Genomic DNA, 19,201 nt, shown 5'->3' with positions numbered 1-19,201 from the left:
GGCAAAGGCCCCACCGAAGTGGAGCCTTTGACTGGTCGGGGTGACAGGATTTGAACCTGCGGCCTCTTCGTCCCGAACGAAGCGCGCTACCAAGCTGCGCCACACCCCGTGGCAACCGTTCAAGTCTACCTGATGCGCGGGCGTGCTTTGAACCGCACGGGCTTCGCGCTCACCCGTGTCGGTGTGACTTTGGCTTCGTCGGCACCGTGGGCGCGGGTGCGGGTGCGACGCTCGTCCCCGGCGTGGGTGCCGGCGATGGAGTCTTGCCTTTGCCGTCCTTCGCCGACGTGTCGTGCCTGGGCGGGGCAGGGTACGAGCCCGTGCGCACGGTCAGCTTCGGGTCGGGCTGCGGCAGCGCCGAGCCTGGATAGTAGATGTCGGCGGCGGTCTGGATGGCCTTGGACATGGGGTAGCGGATGTCGCCCAGGTCGAAGCCCCGGTACCAATGGTGGAACAGGTCGATGTTCTCGTCACCGCGGTTGTTGGTGACGCCCGACCACACCAGCGATGTCATCGCCGTGCTCGAGGTGATCAGCCACGTCTGGTCGCCGTTGTTCGTGCCGGTCTTGGCGAACAGGGGAGTGCCGTCGTGCGGGTTGGCCATGACGGCGGTGCCCATCGGGCCTTTCAGCACTCCCTGCAGGGCGTATGCCGCGGTCGCGGCGATCTTCGGATCGATCGCCTGCGTGCAGGTGCGCTTGGGCAGCGGCAGGTCTTTGCCGGCGTTGTCGGTGACGCGTGCGATCGCCCGCGGCTGGCAGAACAGTCCGTTGTTCGCGATCCCGGCGTATGCTCCGGCCATCGCGATCGGCGACACTGCGTTCGAGCCGATCACGGAACTGCCCGTGGTCATCTCGACCGGGCCTGTGCCGTTGGCCAGTGTCACGCCGAGCTTCGTGGCATCCTGCATCACTCCGCACAGGTCGAGTTTCGTGGCCATCGCCAGATAGCCGGAGTTCAACGACTGCGCGGTGAACTGCATCGGTGTGCCGTAGTAGCCGCGCTCGTTCTTGTAGTTCGGGATGAACGTGTTGTCATAGTTGGTCCAGTTGGCCTGGCACGAGTTGCTCAGGTGATGGATCACCCGCGGGTAGCCGTTGATGACCTCGTTGACCGAGTGACCCTCCTGCAGCCAGTCCAGCAGCGTGAACAGCTTGAACGAGGATCCTGCCGCAAAGCCCGTGGATCCCTGCAGGTAGTTGCCGGCATAGACGATGCCCGTCTGCGCTGATGTGGTCGATGACCCGCCGGCGCTGTAGTGCGTGTTCTGCGCGATCGACATGATGTCGCCGGTGGACGGCTGCACATTCACGATCGTCGAGCCGTAACCGAAGGCCGACCGCGATGCGGGAGCGTACTTCGACACCGTGGACTGGGCGACCTTCTGCAGCCGCCAGTCAAGTGTCGTGTAGACCTTCAACCCGCCCTGTCGCAGCGTCTGCTCTCGATCGGCGGGCGTCGCACCGAAGGCCGGGTCGTTCTGGATGATCGAGGTGACATACGCGCAGAAGTACTGCACGGTCGTGGCCGCGCACCCCGTCTTCGGTGGAGTGATCTTCGGCACGATCGGCGCCTTCATCGCCTCCTGGTATTGCGCCTGCGAGATCTTTCCACCGTCGAGCATGCGCCCCAGCACATACTCCTGCCGCTGCTTGGTCTCGGCGTAGTGGTTCGCTTTGCCGTTGGTCTTGCTCGCCGACTGGTCGATGCGGTACGTGTTCGGGTTCTGCACCATCCCCGCCAGGGTCGCCGCCTGCGAGAGGCTCAGCTTGCTGGCATGCACGCCGAAGTAGTACTCGGACGCCGCTTCGATACCGTACGTCACGCCGCCGAAGTTGGCGATGTTCAGGTAGGCCAGCAGCACGTCGTTCTTCGAGTACTGCTGCGCCAGGGCGATGGCGTAGCGCATCTCCTGCAGCTTGCGCGCGTAGCCGTCGGGACCGCTGGCGTCGGTCGCGTCGTTGTAGCACTTCTGCAGCGCGGCATCCCGCTTCTTCTGCGTCAGGTTCTGGTCATCCACCTGCGCGTAGCAGTCCTGCACGAGCACGTTCTTGACGTACTGCTGACTGATCGACGAACCGCCCTGGGTCGCGCCGCCACCGCGCAGATTCGACAGGATGGCGCGGGTGGTGCCCATGATGTCGATGCCGCCCTCATCGTAGAAGCGGGGGTCCTCGCTGGAGAGGATCGCGTCGTACATGACCGGGGCGACCTGGTTCCACTTCACCGGCACGCGGTTCTGGTCGTAGAACTCCGTCAGCTCTTGGTATTTGCCCGTCGTGGGGTTCTTCGCGTAGAGCGTCGTGGGCAGTTGCAGCGGATTGATCTGCAGTTCGCTGGGGAGGCTGTCGAACGTGTCGATCGCGGACGTCGCCGCGGCACTGGCCATGGCCACCGCGGGCGTGACAGCGGCTGAGATGAGCAGGCCCGCGACAGCACTGAGCGCGACGAGGCCCACGACCCCGCCGATCACCCCCGCGATCGTTCGTTTCATGTCTGATGGCGTGTCTCTGGACACAGGAAGACGCTATGCCCGCACTCTGTGCATCAGGTGGATGTTCTGGATGTCGCGGCCTCGTGTGTCGCGGCGCGGACGGGTGACTTTGACATCCGAACGGCCGGTGCCAGCATGGCCTGTATGCGCTCCGACCATCGCCCCCATTGGATACGACTTCTCATGGGGGCGGCGGTGGCGTGTGCGCTCGTGTCGTCACTTGCGGCGTGCAGCGCCACCGATCAGCCCGACACGACCGCGCTTCGCAGCGCGCTCACGTCGGGTGACTTCAGCAAAGTGCGCCTGAACGGTGCGTCAGCGGAACAGGTGGGCACGGAGTACTCGGCCATCGTGGCGGGCCTGGGCAAGATCACGCCGTCGGTGAAGATCGACGCCCCGAAGATCGACGACGACAAGGCCTCGTTGCGCGTTCATTGGAGTTGGCCGGTGGGCAACGGCGACTGGACGTACACGTCCACCGTCAAGGCCACGAAGAAGTCCGACACGTGGTACGTGGATTGGTCTGCGTCCGTCATCCAGCCCGACCTCGACGCCGGTGACGTGCTGCGACGGACGACCAAGGCGCCGCCGCGCGCCGACATCCTCGGCGGTGACGGTCAGGCCCTGGTCACCAGTCGACCCGTGGTCATCTTCGGCATCGACAAGAGCCACGTCACGCCTGAGCAGGCGGTGACGTCGGCCGCCGCGCTGGCGCGGCTCGTCAAGGTCGACGCCAAAGACTTCGCCGCACGCGTGTCGGGCGGAGGGACGAAGCAGTTCGTCGAGGCGATCACGTACCGAAAGCAGGAAGCGCCCTCGACTGCCGAGCTGGCCGACATCCCGGGAGCGCTCGCGATCTCGAGCACCATGCAACTGGGCCCGTACCGCGGCTTCGCGGGGCCGGTGCTCGGATCGGTCGGTCCAGTCACCGCAGAGATCATGGAGAAGAACCCGGGCACCTACCGGGCAACCGACACGGTCGGGCTCAGCGGTCTGGAGCAGCGCTACGACAGCGACCTACGCGGCGTGGCAGGCGTGCAGATCAGCCGGGTGCCGAAGAGCGGCGACCCCGTGAAGCTGTTCACGGCAGAGCCCAAGCCGGGGGAGCCGCTGAAGACGACCCTCGACCAGCGTCTGCAGACCCTTGCCGAGGCGTCGTTGCGCGACATCGGCCCGGCCAGCGCGCTGGTGGCTCTGCGTCCCAGTGACGGCGCGATCCTGGCGGCGGCCAACGGCCCTGGTACGGGTTCGTTCGATGCTGCCCTGAACGGACAGGTGCCGCCCGGATCGACGTTCAAGATGTTCGACACCCTCGCACTCCTGCGTGCCGGTATGACCGCCGACTCGAAGGTCGACTGCACGGCAGAGGCCGTCGTCGACGGCTACCGCTTCGTGAACGACTCCTGGTACCCGAAATCCGCGATCGGCAAGATCTCGCTGAAGACCGCGATCGGCCACTCGTGCAACACCGCGATGATCAACGCTCGCAGCACGATCGGAGACGTCGCAGCCGCTGCGCAGAGCCTGGGATTCGGCATCGGCACCATCCCCGGAACCGACAGCTTCGCAGGAGAGATCCCGAAGGCTGCATCCGAGACTGAGGCGGCCGCCGACGTGATCGGGCAGGGCAAGGTGCTGGCCTCACCGGTGGTCATGGCCGCAGGCATCGCCTCGATCCAAGCCGGTCACACCGTCCTGCCTGTGCTCTTCCCATCGCAGCCGGCGAAGCTGCCCGACAGTGTCAAGCCGCTGACTGCCGACGAGGCGAAGCAGCTGAAGGACATCTTCCGGCAGCCGGTCGTTGACGGCACGGCGGTCGGTCTGAAGAGTGTGCCCGGCGCGCCCGTCATCGCGAAGACCGGCACCGCCGAGTTCACGCGGGACGGCAAGACGATGGTGCACGCATGGATGGTCGCCGCCCAAGACGACCTCGCGGTGGCGGTCTTCGTCGACACCGGCAGCAGCGGGGCCGACACCGCCGGGCCCATCGCGAAGAGATTCCTCACCGGCGCGCAGTCCCACTGACGCAGGTCACCGAGGCAGCAGGGTGATCAGGGTCGCCTCGGGCCGGCACGCGAAGCGCACCGGTGCGTAGATCGAGTGACCGATGCCCGCGCTGATGTTCAGCGGTACTTTGTGGCAGTCGTGAGTCCAGGTGCTCAGCCCCCGGGCCTGGTCGAGCGGGATGTCGCAGTTGGCCACGAGCGCCTTCGGCGAGAAGGGGATGCGCACCTGCCCGCCGTGCGTGTGCCCGGCGAACACCGCGTCGGCGCCGAGATCGACGAACGCGTCGAGCACGCGCCGGTACGGCGCATGGGTGAGGCCCCACACGAGGTCTGCGCCCTCGCCCAGCTGCGATAGCGCGTCGGGCAGCACATCCAGCCGATCCCCGTCGCGGTGCGCGTCTCCGACGCCGAACGCATCGATGCGCAGTCCGTTGACGGTCACCGATGCGGCGGCGTTGTCCAGCGCGGTCCAGCCCAGCTCGTTCTGCAGATACGAGTCGAGGGCCGTGGCATCCAGCGACGGTGCATCAGCAGCCTTCTGCGACGGGCCGGAGAAGTACTTGAGCGGGTTGCGCGGTGCGGGTGCGAACAGATCGTTCGACCCGTGCACATAGAAGCCCGGGATGCCGCGGAACGGCGCGAACGCTTCTTTGACGCCGTCGAGCCCGTCGGCGTGGCCGAGGTTGTCGCCGGTGTTGACGATCACGTCGGGGCGCAGCCCGGCAAGAGAGGCGATCCACCGCTGCTTGCGGTGCTGCCACGGCGCCATGTGGGCGTCTGAGAGATGCAGGATGCGGATCGGTTCGGCGCCGTGCGGCAGCAGGCGCAGCGTGTGGCGGCGCACGGTGAACAGGTATCTCTCGATGCCGACGCCCCAGACCGCGGCGCCGACGCCGACCGCCCCCACCGCGCCGAGCGCGGTGAGGGCAGTGCGAGCGGACGACCCGCGGGTGTCAGTTGCCGCCATTGCCGCCGTGGCCCTTGCCCGGCGGTGGGATGATGCCGCCTCCGCCGCCCTTGCAGTCGGGCGACTGATAAGTCACGGTGATCTTCTTCGAGGGCCCGGCGATCGTTCCCGCGCTGGGATCGGTCGAGGTGACCGTGCCGTCGCCGCCGGGGTTGGTCTGGCACTGCAGGCTGGTCCTCGTGAAGCCCGCGGCGCCGAGGATCGCGATCGCTTCGGCCGGCACGCGCCCGGTGACGTCGGGGATGGCCTTGCCTTGGCCCGTGCTGAGCTGCAGCGTCACCGCCGTACCGGCCGCGACACGGCCTGCCCCGGGGCTCTGCTCAGCGACAAGGCCCTTGGGCTGGTCGGAGTCGACCGGCTTGCCGATCGTCACCTGGAATCCAGCCTTCTTGAGCGTCTTCTCGGCATCGTCCTGCGACATGCCGATGACGCTGGGCAGATTGACCTTCACTGTGCGCAGCAGGTTATTGTCGGGCTGCGGGAAATCGCCGCCCTTGTAGTACTTGTCGATCGCACCCTGAATGCTGCGGCCGAGGCTGAAGCGGGCGTTGTTCAGCGAGACGCCCTGGAAGTAGTTGTGGTAGAGGTCGAGTTGGCCGAACGAGCTGCCGACCCAGTTCGCCGTCGTGACCTTCGTGCTCGACGTCATGAGCCACGTCTGGTAGTCCTCGTGCGTGCCGGTCTTGCCGATCAGCGGCGTACCGTCGTTGGGGTTTCCCACGTCGCCGGAACCGCCTCGTTCGAGCGGCCCCTTCAGCGCGTACGCGGCGGTAGCCGCGACCTTCGGGTCGATGACCTGCTTGCAGCTGCGATCGGGCAGCTTGACGTCATTGCCCTCGGAGTCGACGATCTTGTCGATCACGCGCGGCTGGCAGTAGACGCCCTTGTTCGCCACGGCGGCGTAGGCCCCTGCCATTGCCATCGGCGACACGTTGTCTGAGCCGATGACCTCGTACGGCACCGGGTTGTCGGCTTGGATCTTGCTGGTGCCGTCGGTGGTGAGCGGGATGGGTGAGCCGTCTCCGCGCATCACGCCGAGGCTCTGTGCCACGTTGCCGATGTCGCAGAGGTCCAGTTGTCGCGCCATCTCGAGGAATCCCGTGTTCAGTGATTCCTTCGTGAACCGCATCGGTGTGCCGAAGTAGCCGCCGCGCTGTTGATAGTTATGCACATCGGCGTTGTTGCCCAGCGATCCACCGGCCACGCAGCGATCGGTCCACGGAGTGCGGTTGTGTTTGCGGCCGTCGAGCACCTGATTGAGGGACTTGCCCTTGTCGAGCCAGTCGAGCAACGTGAAGAGCTTGAAAGTCGATCCGGCGTTGAACCCGCCGGAGCCGCCGAACTGCAAGTCTCCGGCATAGACGATGCCTGACGTGCCTTTCGCTTTCGACGTGCCGGCGGTGTACTTCGTGTTCTGTGTGATCGCGAGCACTCGGCCGGTGTCGACCTCGACGCTGACGGAGGCCGACCCGAAGGTGGGGTCGGGATTCTTCTTCGTCTTCTGATACGCCGGCACGGTCACCGTGGTCGGCGTGTAGTCCTTCTGCGCCTTCGCGGACGCCTTCTGGATGCGCGGGTCGAGCGTCGTGTAGATCTTCAAGCCGCCCTTGTACAGCAGCTGCCGACGCTGTTCTTTGTCACCGAAGGCGGGGTCGTTGCGCATCACCTGGGTGACGTATTGGCAGAAGTACGGCGCGATGCTCTCGCCGCACCCCATCGAGGGGTCCGTGACCTTCGGCACGATGGGTGCCTTGACCGCATCATCATGCTGTTTCTGCGTGATCTTGCCGTCTTCGAGCATGCGCCCCAGGACGTACTCCTGGCGCTGCTTGGTCAGCTTGTAGCCGTCCTTGGCGGTATTGACCGGCTTTCCCGCGCGGTCCTTTATCGTGCCGCCCGGCAGGTCGATGCGATAGGTGTTGGGGTTCTGCACCATGCCGGCAAGGGTCGCCGCCTGGGCGAGGTTCAGCTTGCTCGCGTGCACGCCGAAGTAGCGCATCGCGGCGGCGTCGATGCCGTAGGTCGTGCCGCCGAAGTTGGCGATGTTCATGTACCCGAGCAGGATGTCGTTCTTCGAGTACTTCTGCTCCAGGGCGATCGCGTACCGCATCTCCTGCAGCTTGCGCTGGTAGCCCTCGACGCCGCTCGAATCGGTCGCCTCGCGCCAGCACTTGTTGAGCTCTTCGTCGTTCTTCGCGTCCCAGTCGCACTCCTGGACCTTGACGTTCTTCACGTACTGCTGGCTGATCGATGACCCGCCCTGCGTGTCGGAGCCGCCCTTGACGTTCGACAGGATCGCGCGGGTCGTTCCCATGATGTCGATGCCGCCGTGCTCGTAGAAGCGCGGGTCTTCACTGGACAGCAGTGCGTCGTACATCACCGGCGCGATCTGCTTGAACGTGACCGGCGACCGGTTCTGGTCGTAGTAGGTGGCCATCTTGACCGACTTCTTGCCGTCGGTGTAGTAGATCGTCGACGGCAGGATCTGCTTGCCGATGTTCAGCACGCTCGGCAGGTTGTTGAACATGTCGATGGCGCTCGTGGCTGCGGCACTGGTGACGGCGACGGCAGGGGTGACCGTGGCCGTGATCAGTACGCCCGCTACAGTGCTCAGCCCGATGAGGCCCAACAGGCCTCCGGCCACACCGGCGGTCGTGCGTTTCGAGTGGGGCATAGGCTAGATCGTAAGGGAGATTGCTGGGCGAAGTCTTCAGGCGATCCCCATGAGAAGCCCGTGACCGAACCTCTGCGAAGGAGCGCTGCGCCCCGATGACCACCTGGGAATACCTCACCACTCCGCTGGTGATCCACAACACCGCAGCCATCCTGAACAACTGGGGAAAGCAGGGCTGGGAGCTCGTGCAGGTCGTGCCCGGCCCCGAAGGAGGCCTGGTCGCGTACTTCAAGCGGCCGGTCGGCGACGGGTCGCAGAACGCCGGATTGGATGCCGCAGCCCAGGCGGCCGTGAAGTTCGAAGGGAACTGACATGACCGTTTCGCAGACGCTCGCCGACCTGCAGATCACGCTGCCCGAGGTCGTCCCGCCTGTGGCCGCCTACGTGCCCGCCAAGGTGCACGGCGACCTGGTCTACACGGCCGGGCAGCTGCCGATGAGCGGCGGCGCGCTGCCGGCCACCGGCAAGGTCGGGGGAGAGGTATCCGCAGACGACGCCAAGGCGTACGCGCGGCAGTCGGCCCTGAACGCCATCGCCGCAGCCGCCGCAGCCGTCGGCGGGGTCGATCATCTGACCGGCGTCGTCAAGGTCGTCGGGTTCGTGGCATCCACCCCCGACTTCACCGGGCAGCCGGGCGTGATCAACGGCGCGAGCGAGCTGCTGGGGCAGGTCTTCGGCGACGCGGGGCGCCATGCGCGCAGCGCGGTCGCCGCACCCGTGCTGCCCCTGGACTCGCCCGTCGAGGTCGAGGTCGTCTTCAGCTTCACGGTCTGACACTCCCCGCTCGGTCACTCCTCGCTCGAAGCGAGGGGATCTCACGAAGCGAGGGCCGATTCGGCGATTTCGCTCCTCGTTTCATGAGATCCCCTCGCCTCACGCGAGGGCGGGTCGTTGCGAGGCCAGTCGAGCGCGAGCGCGTCCAGCGCCGCGTGCGACGCGAGAGCGGCGGCGAGCCCGTGGGGATAGCCCTCGGGAACCCGCCGCCGCTCATCCACGGCGCCGACGGCCCTACTTCACCTGCGCCGAGATGATGCTCATCACCGCGGTGTCGGCCAGCGTCGTCGTGTCGCCGACCTCGTGGCCGTCGGCCACATCGCGCAGCAGGCGCCGCATGATCTTGCCCGAGCGGGTCTTGGGCAGCTCGCTGACGATGTAGATGTCGCGCGGGCGCGCGATCGGCCCGATCTGCTCGCCGACCCACAGGCGCAGCTGGCCGGCCAGTCCCTCGGGGGCGTGCTGCGACAGGTAGCTCTCCTTGATGATCACGAAGGCGACCACGGCCTTGCCGGTCATCTCGTCGACGGCGCCGACCACAGCGGCCTCGGCGACCGACTCGTGCGCGACCAGCGCCGACTCGATCTCGGTCGTCGACAGGCGGTGGCCGGCGACGTTCATGACGTCGTCGACGCGGCCGAGCAGCCAGATCTCGCCGTCCTCGTCCTTGCGGGCGCCGTCGCCGGCGAAGTAGTAGCCCTTGTCGGCGAACTTCGCCCAGTACGTCTCCTTGAAGCGCTCCGGGTCACCCCACACTCCGCGCAGCATCGACGGCCAGGGCGAGGTGACCACCAGCAGTCCGCCGTTGCCGTTGTCGACGGGCTCGCCGTTCTCGTCGACGACGTCGACCGTGATGCCGGGCACCGGCACCTGCGCGGCACCGGGCTTGGTGGCCGTGACTCCCGGCATCGGCGAGATCATGGTGGCGCCGGTCTCGGTCTGCCACCAGGTGTCCACGATCGGCGTCTTGTCGGCGCCGATCACCTCGCGGTACCACATCCACGCCTCGGGGTTGATGGGCTCGCCCACCGAGCCGAGCAGTCGCAGGCTCGACAGGTCGAACTGCTGGGGGATCTGGCGACCGCTCTTCATGAACGAGCGGATGGCCGTGGGCGCGGTGTACAGGATCGTGATGCCGTACTTCTGGATGAGCTCCCAGAAGCGGCCGGGATGCGGGGTGTCGGGGGTGCCCTCGTACATCATGACCGTCGCGCCCAGCGCGAGCGGTCCGTAGACCACGTATGTGTGGCCGGTGACCCAGCCGATGTCGGCCGTGCACCAGAAGATGTCGGTCTCGGGATGGATGTCGAGTGTGTACTTGTTCGTGAAGACCGCCTGCGTGAGGTAGCCGCCCGAGCTGTGCACCACGCCCTTCGGCTTTCCGGTCGTGCCCGACGTGTACAGGATGTACAGCGGGTTCTCGGCGGGGAAGGCCTTGGCCTCGTGCTCGGCGGGCGCGGCCTCGACCACGTCGTGCCACCACAGGTCGCGGCCTTCGGTCCACTCGACGTCGTTGCCGCCGCGCTTGACGACCAGGACGTGCTCGACGGTCTCCTGCGGGCCGTGGCCGCGGTCGGCCAGTGCCATGTCGACGGCCGGTTTCAAGGCCGAGACCCGGCCCTTGCGGTAGCCGCCGTCGGCCGTGATCACCAGACGCGCGGCCGCGTCATCCACCCGCGAACGCAGGCTGTCGGCCGAGAAACCGCCGAACACGACCGAGTGGATCGCGCCCACGCGCGCACAGGCCAGCATCGCGATGGCGGCTTCGGGGATCATCGGCATGTAGATGGCCACGCGGTCGCCGTGGCCGATGCCCAGCGACTCGAGGGCGTTGGCTGCCTTCTTGACCTCGGCGGTCAGCTCGGCATACGAGATGCGGCGCTCGTCGCCCGGCTCGCCCTCGAAGATGATCGCGGTGCGGTCGCCGTTGCCGGCCTCGACGTGACGGTCCAGGCAGTTGTAGGCGACCGAGATCTCGCCGTCGTCGAACCACTTGGCGAACGGCGGGTTCGACCAGTCCAGCGTCTGCGTGAACGGCTTGTGCCAGTGCAGCAGCTCGCGGGCCTGTTCGGCCCAGAACCCTTCGCGATCGGCCGCCGCGCGCTCGTACAGCTCGGCGGTGCCGTTGGCGTTCGCCGCGAACTCGGGCGACGGGGTGAACTCGCGGTTCTCTTCCAGAAGATGGTCGATCTGGCTGCTCATAGTGCGCTCCTTTGCGATGGGCGAGAGGTCGTGCGGCTCAGCGCCGAGGCCGGGGCAAATCTACTCCCGACCAGTGAAGCTCACTACCTCCGATAGTGGGTGGCGCTCGTGACACGCGTCATGTTGTGGGACCGCTCACATTCGCGTCATCCATGAGGAAATCGTCACTCGATATATCGGTCGAATCGCTCAGAAACTGTTTGGCCGCTTGGCCAAATGTGCGTATGCTCAACAACGGCCGAACATTCGATTCTGGCGTTGCAGCATCCGATCACCCCCCGACTGCGGTGCTGCGTGTGGCGGCATCCCATTCCCCCCATGGGATGCCGCCCTCTTTTGTTCTCCGATCGGCGCTTCTTCTCGCCGGTGCCCACCACGGTCTACCGGTTCCTGCACAACGGCCGGCCCCGCGGGAGTTCTCCACGGATGTGACGGACCGGCCGAGCCGTGCAAGCCCGGCTGCCTAGATTCGGTGCATGCCCGAACCGTTCGTCGTCCGCCCCCGGCCCGGGCATGCTGCCTTGGAGCCCGTGCGTGGCGGAGACGGTGCTGGCCCGAGCGTGCCCGTCGCACCACGGACGACCGGGCCGCGGCATCCGTCCCTCGCTCCCCTGGGAGAGTTCTTCGACGATCCCGACGTGACCGACATTTTCGTCAACGGCGAGGCCGGGCTGTTCGTCGACCGCGGCGCGGGTGCCGAGCGCATCACACGATGGCGTGCCGGCGAGGCCGAGGTGCGTGAGCTCGCAGTGGCGCTGATCGGTCAGGGCGGCAGACATGTGGATGACGCCCACCCCTGCGTGGATGTTCGCTTGGACGGCGGTGTGCGTGTGCATGCCGTGCTGCCGCCGGTCGCCCGCAACGGCACGCTGATCTCCATCCGGGTGCCGCGCGCCGTCGCGTTCGATCTGGCGGCCCTCGAACGCCGCGGCGTGGTGGATGCCACGGGCCGGGCGGGGCTGGAAGCGCTCATCGCCGCCCGTGAGAACCTTCTGATCACCGGGGCGGCGGGCACCGGAAAGACGACGCTGCTGGGCGCCCTGCTGTCGCAGGTGCCGGTCACCGAGCGGATCGTCACGATTGAGGATGTCGCCGAGCTGCGCATCGCGCACCCGCATCACGTCGCCCTCGAAGCACGGCAGGCGAATCTCGAGGGCGTGGGCGGTGTCGGACTCGCGCAGCTCGTGCGCGAGGCGCTGCGTATGCGGCCCGATCGGCTGGTGGTCGGCGAATGCCGCGGCGAAGAAGTGCGTGAGCTGCTCAGCGCCCTGAATACCGGGCACGACGGCGGTGCCGGCTCGCTGCACGCGAACGGTCTGGCCGATGTTCCCGCGCGGTTGGAAGCCCTCGGGGCGCTGGCGGGGATGAGCGAGACCGCACTGGCGCGGCAGGCGGCCAGCGCGATCGGGGCGGTCGTCCACCTCGAGCGCGGCCCCGACAGGGTGCGCAGGGTCGCGGGTCTGGGCCGGCCGGTCGTCCGTGGCGGGCGACTGGCGATCGAGGAGCAGCCATGGCGCTGAGAAGACGCGCACACCCGCCGGCCGGCCCCGATGCGGGAACGGTGCTGCGGTTGGCCGTGCTGCTGCAGGCAGGTCTCGCACCGGCGGCGGCCTGGCATCACCTGGCGGTGTCCGGCGACGATGCGGCGGCGACGGTGTCGGCGCGCATCACCGCCGGTGACGATGCGGCATCGGCCGTCGCAGCGCAGGGGACCGGCTGGAAGGACGTCGCGGCGGCGTGGCGCATCGCCGAAAGCGTCGGCGCACCGCTGGCAGACAGTCTGCGCGGCATAGCCGAGGCGCTGGATGACAGCGACCGTTCGCGCGCCGAGGTGCGCGTCGCACTGGCCGAACCGGCGGGCACCGCCAAGCTCATGTCGTGGCTGCCGCTGGTGGCGGTGGGGCTGGGCGCGGCGCTGGGGTTCGACACGCTGCGCACACTCGTGGCCACCCCCGCCGGCATCGTCTGTGCGCTGGCGGGTATCGCTCTGATCGTCCTGGCCCACCGGTGGAGCGCTGTCCTGGTCCGTCGCGCCGACCCCGACGGGGCCGTGGCGGGAATCGGCGCCGATCTGCTGGCGATCGCGCTGTCGGGCGGCGTGTCGATCGAACGCGCGCAGCGCATCGTGGACGCGGCCGGAGCGGATGAGCCGGATGCCGAGACCCGCGGCATCCTCGCCCTCTCGCGCTCTGCCGGTGTGCCTGCCGCCGAACTGCTGCGTGCGGGGGCTGCGCTGGCCCGTCACCGGGCGCGCACCGATGGCCGATTGCGCGCCGCGCGCCTGTCATCGCGGCTGCTCGTGCCGCTGGGCGTGTGCACCCTGCCCGCGTTTCTGCTGCTGGGCGTCGCCCCGATGCTGCTGAGCGTGCTCAGTGCGACGCCGCTGACCCTCTAGACCGTGCCCATCCATCCCTATACATAAAGGAGCGAGCATGTCCCCTTCCGCATCCCATCCGAACCCGTTGCCGGCGCTGACCCGTCGTCGGGCCGCGCGACTGTTCCTGACCGATCCCGACGACACCGGGGCCGCCACTGCCGAGTACGCGATCGCCACGATGGCCGCGGTCGCATTCGCGGGGCTGCTGGTGGTCATCATGCGCAGCGACGAGGTGCGCGGCATCCTCACCGATCTCGTGCGGCGCGCCTTGACGGTGTCATGACCCTCACCGGCCTGGTTCGGCGGGCAGGCGACCGCGGCTCGGTCACGGCCGAGTTCGCGGTCGTGCTGCCGGCGGTCGTGCTCGTGCTCGCGCTCGGGGCGGCGACCCTGGGCGTGTGCGGGCAGCAGGTGCGACTGCAGGATGCCGCGGCCGATGCCGCACGGCTGGTCGCGCGCGGCGAGCCTGCCGGCCGAGCGCAGGCGGTGCTGGCCGCCGCGGTCGGCGGCGCGCACGGTGCGATCGCCGCCGAGGGTGAGCTGGTCTGCGTGACCGCCACGGCCCGCGCCGCCCTGCCTGTCCCCGTGCCGCCGCTGCGTGCACGTTCGTGCGCGCTGGCGGGCGGACTCTGAGAGAACCCGAAGAGAACAGGAGAGCACAGATGGCAGGCACGGTTCTGGCCGTCGGTGCGATGGCGGCGTCCGTGGCGCTCACGCTCAGCCTCGCCACGGTGGGCGCGGCCGCCGTGCAATCCCAGCGCGCAGCCGGGGTGGCCGACGCGGCCGCGCTCGCGGCGGCCGACGCGGCGTCGGGGGCTGTCAGCGGCATCCCCTGCGACCGTGCCGGGGCCGTGGCGGCCGCCACCGGAGCACGGGTCACATCATGCGTTCTGGTCGGCCTGATCGCCACGATCGAGGTCGTCGTTCCGTTCGGCGTGCTGGCGGCCACCGCGTCGGCGCGCGCCGGTCCCGACACCGGCATCGGGCCGATGCCCGGCCGGTGAGATGTACTGTCGATGTCTGGGGCAGCCACCTGGGGTTCGCAACGATGCCGAGCAGAGGCGCGTGTGTGTATGGTGTGCTTCGAAGAAAGGACCACCCTCTTGGCAGAAGGCAAGAAGCTCGTCATCGTCGAGTCTCCGACGAAGATGAAGTCGATCCAGGGCTACCTGGGCGACGGCTACGAGGTGCTCAGCTCGGTGGGTCACATCCGCGACCTCGCCGACCGCAAGTCGATTCCGGCCGAGCTGAAGAAGACATCGGTCGGGCGCTACTCGGTCGACATCGAGAACGGCTTCGCTCCTTATTATGTGGAGTCCGAACGCGGCAAGAAGACCGTGACCGAGCTCAAGCGGGCGCTGAAGACCAGCGACGAACTGCTGCTTGCCACCGATGAAGACCGCGAGGGCGAAGCCATCGCGTGGCACCTGCTCGAGGCGCTCAAGCCCAAGGTGCCGGTCAAGCGCATGGTGTTCCACGAGATCACGAAGGACGCGATCCAGGCCGCCGTCCACAACACGCGTGAGCTCGACCTCGACCTCGTCGATGCGCAGGAGACCCGGCGCATCCTGGACCGCCTGTACGGGTGGGACATCTCGCCGGTGCTGTGGCTGAAGGTGCAGCAGGGCCTGTCGGCGGGCCGCGTGCAGTCCGCCGCGACGCGGCTGGTGGTCGACCGCGAGCGCGAGCGCATCGCCTTCGTCTCGGCGTCGTATTGGGATGTCGTGGCCGCCGCATCGCAGGGCGAGGACGCGAAGCACACCGACGCGTTCGGCATCCAGCTCGTGCGGGTCGGCGGTGCACCGATCGCCCGCGGCGGTGACTTCGACGACGCCGGCACGCTGAAGAAGGTCGTCGTCATCATCGACGAAGCGCGTGCGCGCTCGCTCGCCGAGCAGATCACGAGCGTCGGCACTGCGTCGGTGACCTCGGTCGAGTCCAAGCCCGGCACGCGTCGCCCCTACGCCCCGTTCACGACATCGACCATGCAGCAGGAGGCCGGTCGCAAGCTCTCGATGAGCGCGAAGCACGCGATGAGCGTCGCCCAGCGCCTGTATGAGAAGGGGTTCATCACCTATATGCGCACCGACTCGACCGCGCTGTCGACGCAGGCGGTCCAGGCGGCGCGCGAGCAGGCGGTACAGCTGTACGGGCCGAAGGCGGTGCCGCTGAACCCCCGCGTCTACAAGAGCAAGAGCAAGAACGCGCAGGAGGCGCACGAAGCCATCCGCCCCTCCGGCGAGCACTTCCGCACCCCGTCGCAGGTCGCGGGCTCCCTCGACCGCGACGAGCTGCGCCTGTACGACCTGATCTGGAAGCGTGCGGTCGCCAGCCAGATGTCCGACGCGACCTACGAGACGACCACCGTGACACTGGCTGTGGCCACCGCGCCCGACGCCGTCGAGTTCACGGCATCCGGAACCGTCTACACCTTCAAAGGATTCCTCGAAGCCTACGAAGAGGGCAAAGACGAGAAGCGCAGCGACCGCGACAAGCAGGACGACCAGTCCCTGCCGAAGCTGGCCGTGGGCGACGTGCTGTCGGTGCACGACGTCGAACCCAAGGGTCACGCCACGACCCCCAAGCCGCGCTACACCGAGGCCTCGCTCGTGAAGGCGCTGGAAGAGAAGGGCATCGGGCGCCCGTCGACGTTCGCGAGCATCATCGACACGATCATCGCGCGCGGCTACGTGACCAAGCGGGGCCAGGCACTGGTGCCCAGCTGGGTGGCGTTCAGCGTCGTGCGTCTGCTCGAGCAGCACTTCGCCGAGCTGGTCGACTACGACTTCACCGCCGGACTCGAAGACGACCTCGACGCGATCGCGCGCGGTGAGCAGAAGCGCGTGGACTGGCTGAAGGACTTCTACTTCGGTGCCGACGACCACCCCGGTCTGCGCAACATCGTCGACAACCTCGGCGAGATCGACGCGCGGGAGCTGAACTCCACCCGCATCACCGACACCGCGGTGCTGCGCATCGGGCGCTACGGCCCCTATCTCGAAGTCACCGACCCCGGGCATCCCGATGCCGACCCGCGCCGGGTGAACCTCCCCGAGGACCTCGCGCCCGACGAGCTCACCGCCGCCAAGGCGACCGAGCTCATCGAGGCGCCTGTCGCCGGTGACCGGGTGCTCGGCGAGAACCCCGACAACGGCAAGGTGATCGTCGTCAAGGACGGCCGCTACGGCCCGTACGTGCAGGAGGTCGAGCCCGCCGCACAAGAGCAGGTGGATGCCGCGACCGGCGAAGTCACCGAAGCCCCGGCGGCGAAGAAGAAGAGCACGAAGAAGGCCGCCGCCAAGACGGCCGAGCCCAAGCCGCGCACCGCGTCGCTGTTCAAATCGATGTCGGTGGACACCATCGACCTCGACACCGCGCTGCAGCTGCTGTCGCTGCCGCGGCTGGTGGGCGCCGATCCCGAATCGGGCGAGCAGATCACCGCGCAGAACGGCCGTTACGGTCCGTACCTGAAGAAGGGCACCGACTCGCGCACGCTGGAAAGCGAACAGCAGCTGTTCGACATCACGCTGGAGGAGGCGCTCGAACGCTACAAGCAGCCGAAGTACGGCGCGCGGCGGGCCTCGAGCGCGCTCAAGGAGTTCGAGGCGGACCCGGTCAGCGGCAAGCCGATCAGGCTGCGCGACGGTCGATTCGGACCGTATGTCACCGACGGCGAGACCAACGCGACAGTGCCGCGCGGCGAGGACCCGATGGCCATCGAGTTCGACCGTGCCGTGCAGCTGCTGGCCGACAAGCGCGCGAAGGGACCGGCTCCCAAGCGCAAGCCCGCCGCGCGCAAGACGACCACGACCCGCAAGACGGCGACGAAGAAGAAGTGACCGGGCTGTTCGTCACGTTCGAAGGCGGCGACGGCGTCGGCAAGACGACCCAGGCCGCTCTGCTCGAACACTGGCTGCGCGAGCAGGGACGTGAGGTCGTGCGCACGCGCGAACCGGGCGGCACCGAGGTGGGACGGCGCATTCGCGACCTCGTGCTGCACCACCACGGGCACGTGGACGCGCGGGCCGAGGCCCTGCTGTACGCCGCCGACCGTGCGCACCATGTCGCCACCGTCGTGCGGCCGGCGCTGGAACGAGGCGACGTGGTGATCCAGGACCGGTACCTGGACTCGTCGGTGGCCTACCAGGGTGCCGGACGCGTGCTGAACCCCGACGAGATCCGCGAGCTCTCGCTGTGGGCCACCGACAGGCTGCTGCCAGCGGTGACGGTGCTGCTCGACCTCGACGAGGCATCCGCCCGCCGCCGGCGGGATGCCGACGAGAAGCCGTTCGATCGGCTCGAGGCTGAGAAGGACGACTTCCACGCCCGCGTGCGGGCGGCGTTCCTGGCGCTGGCTGCGGCCGAACCCGAGCGATTCCTCGTGGTGGATGCGGCGCTGCCGGTCGACGAGATCGCGGCCCTCGTCAGGGTCCGGGTGCGCGAACGGCTCGGCTGAGCACGCGGCGTCGGTGGCGATGGTTAGGCTGGAGCCCATGGCCGCCGACTCGCTCCCCGTGACGACGGCTTCGTCCGCGCCGGTGCACGGCGACGGTGCGGCCGAACTGCCCTGGGGCGAGGTCTGGGGCCAAGACGCTGCGGTGCACGCGCTGCGCACGGCGGCGACCGATCCCGCCGGCCTGACCCACGCCTGGCTGATCACCGGCCCGCCCGGTTCGGGCCGTTCGACGCTGGCGCGCGCGTTCGCCGCGGCGCTGATCGCCGAACCCGGTGATGAGAACGCCATGCGCCAGGTGCTCGCCGGCACCCACCCCGACTACGCGGCTCTGCGCACCGAGGGCGTGATCATCTCGATCAAAGACGCCCGTGCGCTGGTCGAGCGCTCATACTTCTCTCCGTCGCTCGGGCGGTACCGCGTGATCGTGATGGAAGACGCCGATCGCATGGCCGAACGCACCTCGAACGTGTTGCTGAAGGCGCTCGAAGAGCCGCCGGAACGCACAGTGTGGGTGCTGTGCGCGCCCAGCGAGGCAGACCTGCTGCCCACCATCCGCTCGCGGGTGCGCACGCTGCGCCTGCGCGACCCCGAGGTCGCCGACGTCGCGCGGCTGATCCAGCTGCGCACCGGCGTGGACGCGCAGATCGCCGAACAGTCCGCCCGCCATGCGCAGCGGCACATCGGCATGGCCCAGCGCCTGGCGACGGATGCCGCGGCCCGCGCGCGGCGTGATGACCTGCTGCGTGCCGTGCTACGCGTGCGCGGCGTGTCCAGCGCGGTCGATGCCGCTGCCGAGATCGTCGCCGGTGCGACCGATGACGCGAAGGCGCTGACGGCCGAACGCGACCAGGCCGAACGCGCACAGCTGCTGACCACGCTCGGCATCGCGGCCGGCGCAGCGGTGCCGCCGGCGGTGCGGTCACAGCTGAAGGCGCTCGAAGACGAGCAGAAGCGTCGCGCCACGCGCAGCCTGCGCGACGGCATCGACCGGGTGCTCACCGACCTGCAGTCGCTGTACCGTGACGTGCTGATGCTGCAGTTCGGCCGAGGCGACGACCTCATCAACCTCGAGCTCGCCGGCGAGCTGCGCGGCGTCGCCGATGCATGGGATCCGGCGCGTACGCTGACCGTCCTCGACGAGATCTCCGAGACCCGCACGCGCATGGAACAGAACGTGTCGCCGGTTCTGGCACTGGAGAACATGCTCATCACCGTCGCCCACGGAAGGATCCTGTGAACGTCAAGACCCGC

The 19,201-nt window shown here is 68.2% G+C and carries 15 protein-coding genes and 1 tRNA gene; 11 read left to right on the top strand and 5 right to left on the bottom strand.

The window, feature by feature from the left end; genetic code table 11:
- Positions 1-32: 32 nt before the first annotated feature.
- Together QU603_RS11780 and QU603_RS11775 are read right to left on the bottom strand one after the other, a co-directional pair.
- Positions 33-109: transfer RNA gene (locus tag QU603_RS11780), tRNA-Pro, on the bottom strand.
- Positions 110-169: 60 nt separating this feature from the next.
- Complete coding sequence (locus tag QU603_RS11775; RefSeq protein ID WP_308491575.1) at positions 170-2,494, bottom strand: transglycosylase domain-containing protein; 2,325 nt, start codon at positions 2,492-2,494, stop codon at positions 170-172.
- 144 nt (positions 2,495-2,638) lie between these two features.
- Between QU603_RS11775 and QU603_RS11770 the strand changes: the two genes are divergently transcribed.
- The gene (locus QU603_RS11770; protein WP_308491574.1) at positions 2,639-4,519 is read left to right on the top strand and encodes a penicillin-binding transpeptidase domain-containing protein; all 1,881 of its coding nucleotides are present in this window, start codon (positions 2,639-2,641) and stop codon (positions 4,517-4,519) included.
- A gap of 6 nt (positions 4,520-4,525) precedes the next feature.
- On the opposite strand, the gene QU603_RS11765 is transcribed toward QU603_RS11770, so the two are convergent.
- Both QU603_RS11765 and QU603_RS11760 read right to left on the bottom strand, forming a co-directional pair.
- Positions 4,526-5,467, bottom strand: a complete 942-nt coding sequence (locus QU603_RS11765; protein WP_308491573.1) for a metallophosphoesterase — start codon at positions 5,465-5,467, stop codon at positions 4,526-4,528.
- The gene (locus QU603_RS11760) at positions 5,454-8,141 is read right to left on the bottom strand and encodes a transglycosylase domain-containing protein (protein ID WP_308491572.1); all 2,688 of its coding nucleotides are present in this window, start codon (positions 8,139-8,141) and stop codon (positions 5,454-5,456) included. The genes QU603_RS11765 and QU603_RS11760 overlap by 14 nt, the downstream gene beginning before the upstream one ends.
- 95 nt (positions 8,142-8,236) lie before the next feature.
- On the opposite strand from QU603_RS11760, the gene sp36 reads away from it, so the two are divergent.
- Positions 8,237-8,452 carry a Sp36 family protein gene (sp36, locus tag QU603_RS11755; RefSeq protein ID WP_308491571.1) on the top strand — a complete coding sequence of 72 codons (216 nt, stop codon included), beginning with the start codon at positions 8,237-8,239 and terminating at the stop codon, positions 8,450-8,452.
- Position 8,453: 1 nt separating this feature from the next.
- Positions 8,454-8,915 carry a RidA family protein gene (locus QU603_RS11750; RefSeq protein ID WP_308491570.1) on the top strand — a complete coding sequence of 154 codons (462 nt, stop codon included), beginning with the start codon at positions 8,454-8,456 and terminating at the stop codon, positions 8,913-8,915.
- Between the two features lie 234 nt (positions 8,916-9,149).
- Here the strand turns inward: QU603_RS11750 and acs are convergent, their stop codons facing one another.
- Positions 9,150-11,117, bottom strand: coding sequence for an acetate--CoA ligase (acs, locus tag QU603_RS11745; RefSeq protein ID WP_308491569.1), 1,968 nt, complete (start codon positions 11,115-11,117; stop codon positions 9,150-9,152).
- A gap of 476 nt (positions 11,118-11,593) precedes the next feature.
- Here acs and QU603_RS11740 point away from each other — a divergent pair, with 476 nt between their 5' ends.
- The 8 genes from QU603_RS11740 to QU603_RS11705 all read left to right on the top strand — a co-directional run bounded on the left by QU603_RS11740 (position 11,594) and on the right by QU603_RS11705 (position 19,187).
- Positions 11,594-12,637, top strand: a complete 1,044-nt coding sequence (locus QU603_RS11740; RefSeq protein ID WP_370655302.1) for a TadA family conjugal transfer-associated ATPase — start codon at positions 11,594-11,596, stop codon at positions 12,635-12,637.
- The gene (locus QU603_RS11735) at positions 12,628-13,512 is read left to right on the top strand and encodes a type II secretion system F family protein (protein ID WP_308491568.1); all 885 of its coding nucleotides are present in this window, start codon (positions 12,628-12,630) and stop codon (positions 13,510-13,512) included. The genes QU603_RS11740 and QU603_RS11735 overlap by 10 nt, the downstream gene beginning before the upstream one ends.
- A 37-nt stretch (positions 13,513-13,549) precedes the next feature.
- A complete protein-coding gene (locus QU603_RS11730; RefSeq protein WP_308491567.1) occupies positions 13,550-13,777 on the top strand; it encodes a DUF4244 domain-containing protein in 228 nt (75 codons plus the stop codon).
- Positions 13,774-14,127 carry a TadE family type IV pilus minor pilin gene (locus QU603_RS11725; RefSeq protein ID WP_308491566.1) on the top strand — a complete coding sequence of 118 codons (354 nt, stop codon included), beginning with the start codon at positions 13,774-13,776 and terminating at the stop codon, positions 14,125-14,127. Before QU603_RS11730 ends, QU603_RS11725 begins: the two co-directional genes overlap by 4 nt.
- A 29-nt stretch (positions 14,128-14,156) precedes the next feature.
- Entirely contained in the window at positions 14,157-14,498 is a 342-nt protein-coding gene (locus tag QU603_RS11720) for an Rv3654c family TadE-like protein (RefSeq protein WP_308491565.1), read from the top strand.
- A 99-nt stretch (positions 14,499-14,597) separates the two neighbouring features.
- A complete protein-coding gene (gene topA / locus QU603_RS11715) occupies positions 14,598-17,333 on the top strand; it encodes a type I DNA topoisomerase (RefSeq protein WP_308491564.1) in 2,736 nt (911 codons plus the stop codon).
- A complete protein-coding gene (gene tmk / locus QU603_RS11710; protein WP_308491563.1) occupies positions 17,330-17,950 on the top strand; it encodes a dTMP kinase in 621 nt (206 codons plus the stop codon). The genes topA and tmk overlap by 4 nt, the downstream gene beginning before the upstream one ends.
- A 37-nt stretch (positions 17,951-17,987) precedes the next feature.
- The gene (locus QU603_RS11705; RefSeq protein WP_308491562.1) at positions 17,988-19,187 is read left to right on the top strand and encodes a DNA polymerase III subunit delta'; all 1,200 of its coding nucleotides are present in this window, start codon (positions 17,988-17,990) and stop codon (positions 19,185-19,187) included.
- Positions 19,188-19,201 lie beyond the last annotated feature (14 nt).

It is taken from the genome of Microbacterium terrisoli, from assembly GCF_030866805.1.
Classification (GTDB): Bacteria; Actinomycetota; Actinomycetes; order Actinomycetales; family Microbacteriaceae; genus Microbacterium; species Microbacterium terrisoli.
The sequence above is the reverse complement of the archived record's forward strand: the minus strand, read 5'-3'. Positions and strand labels throughout refer to the sequence as shown.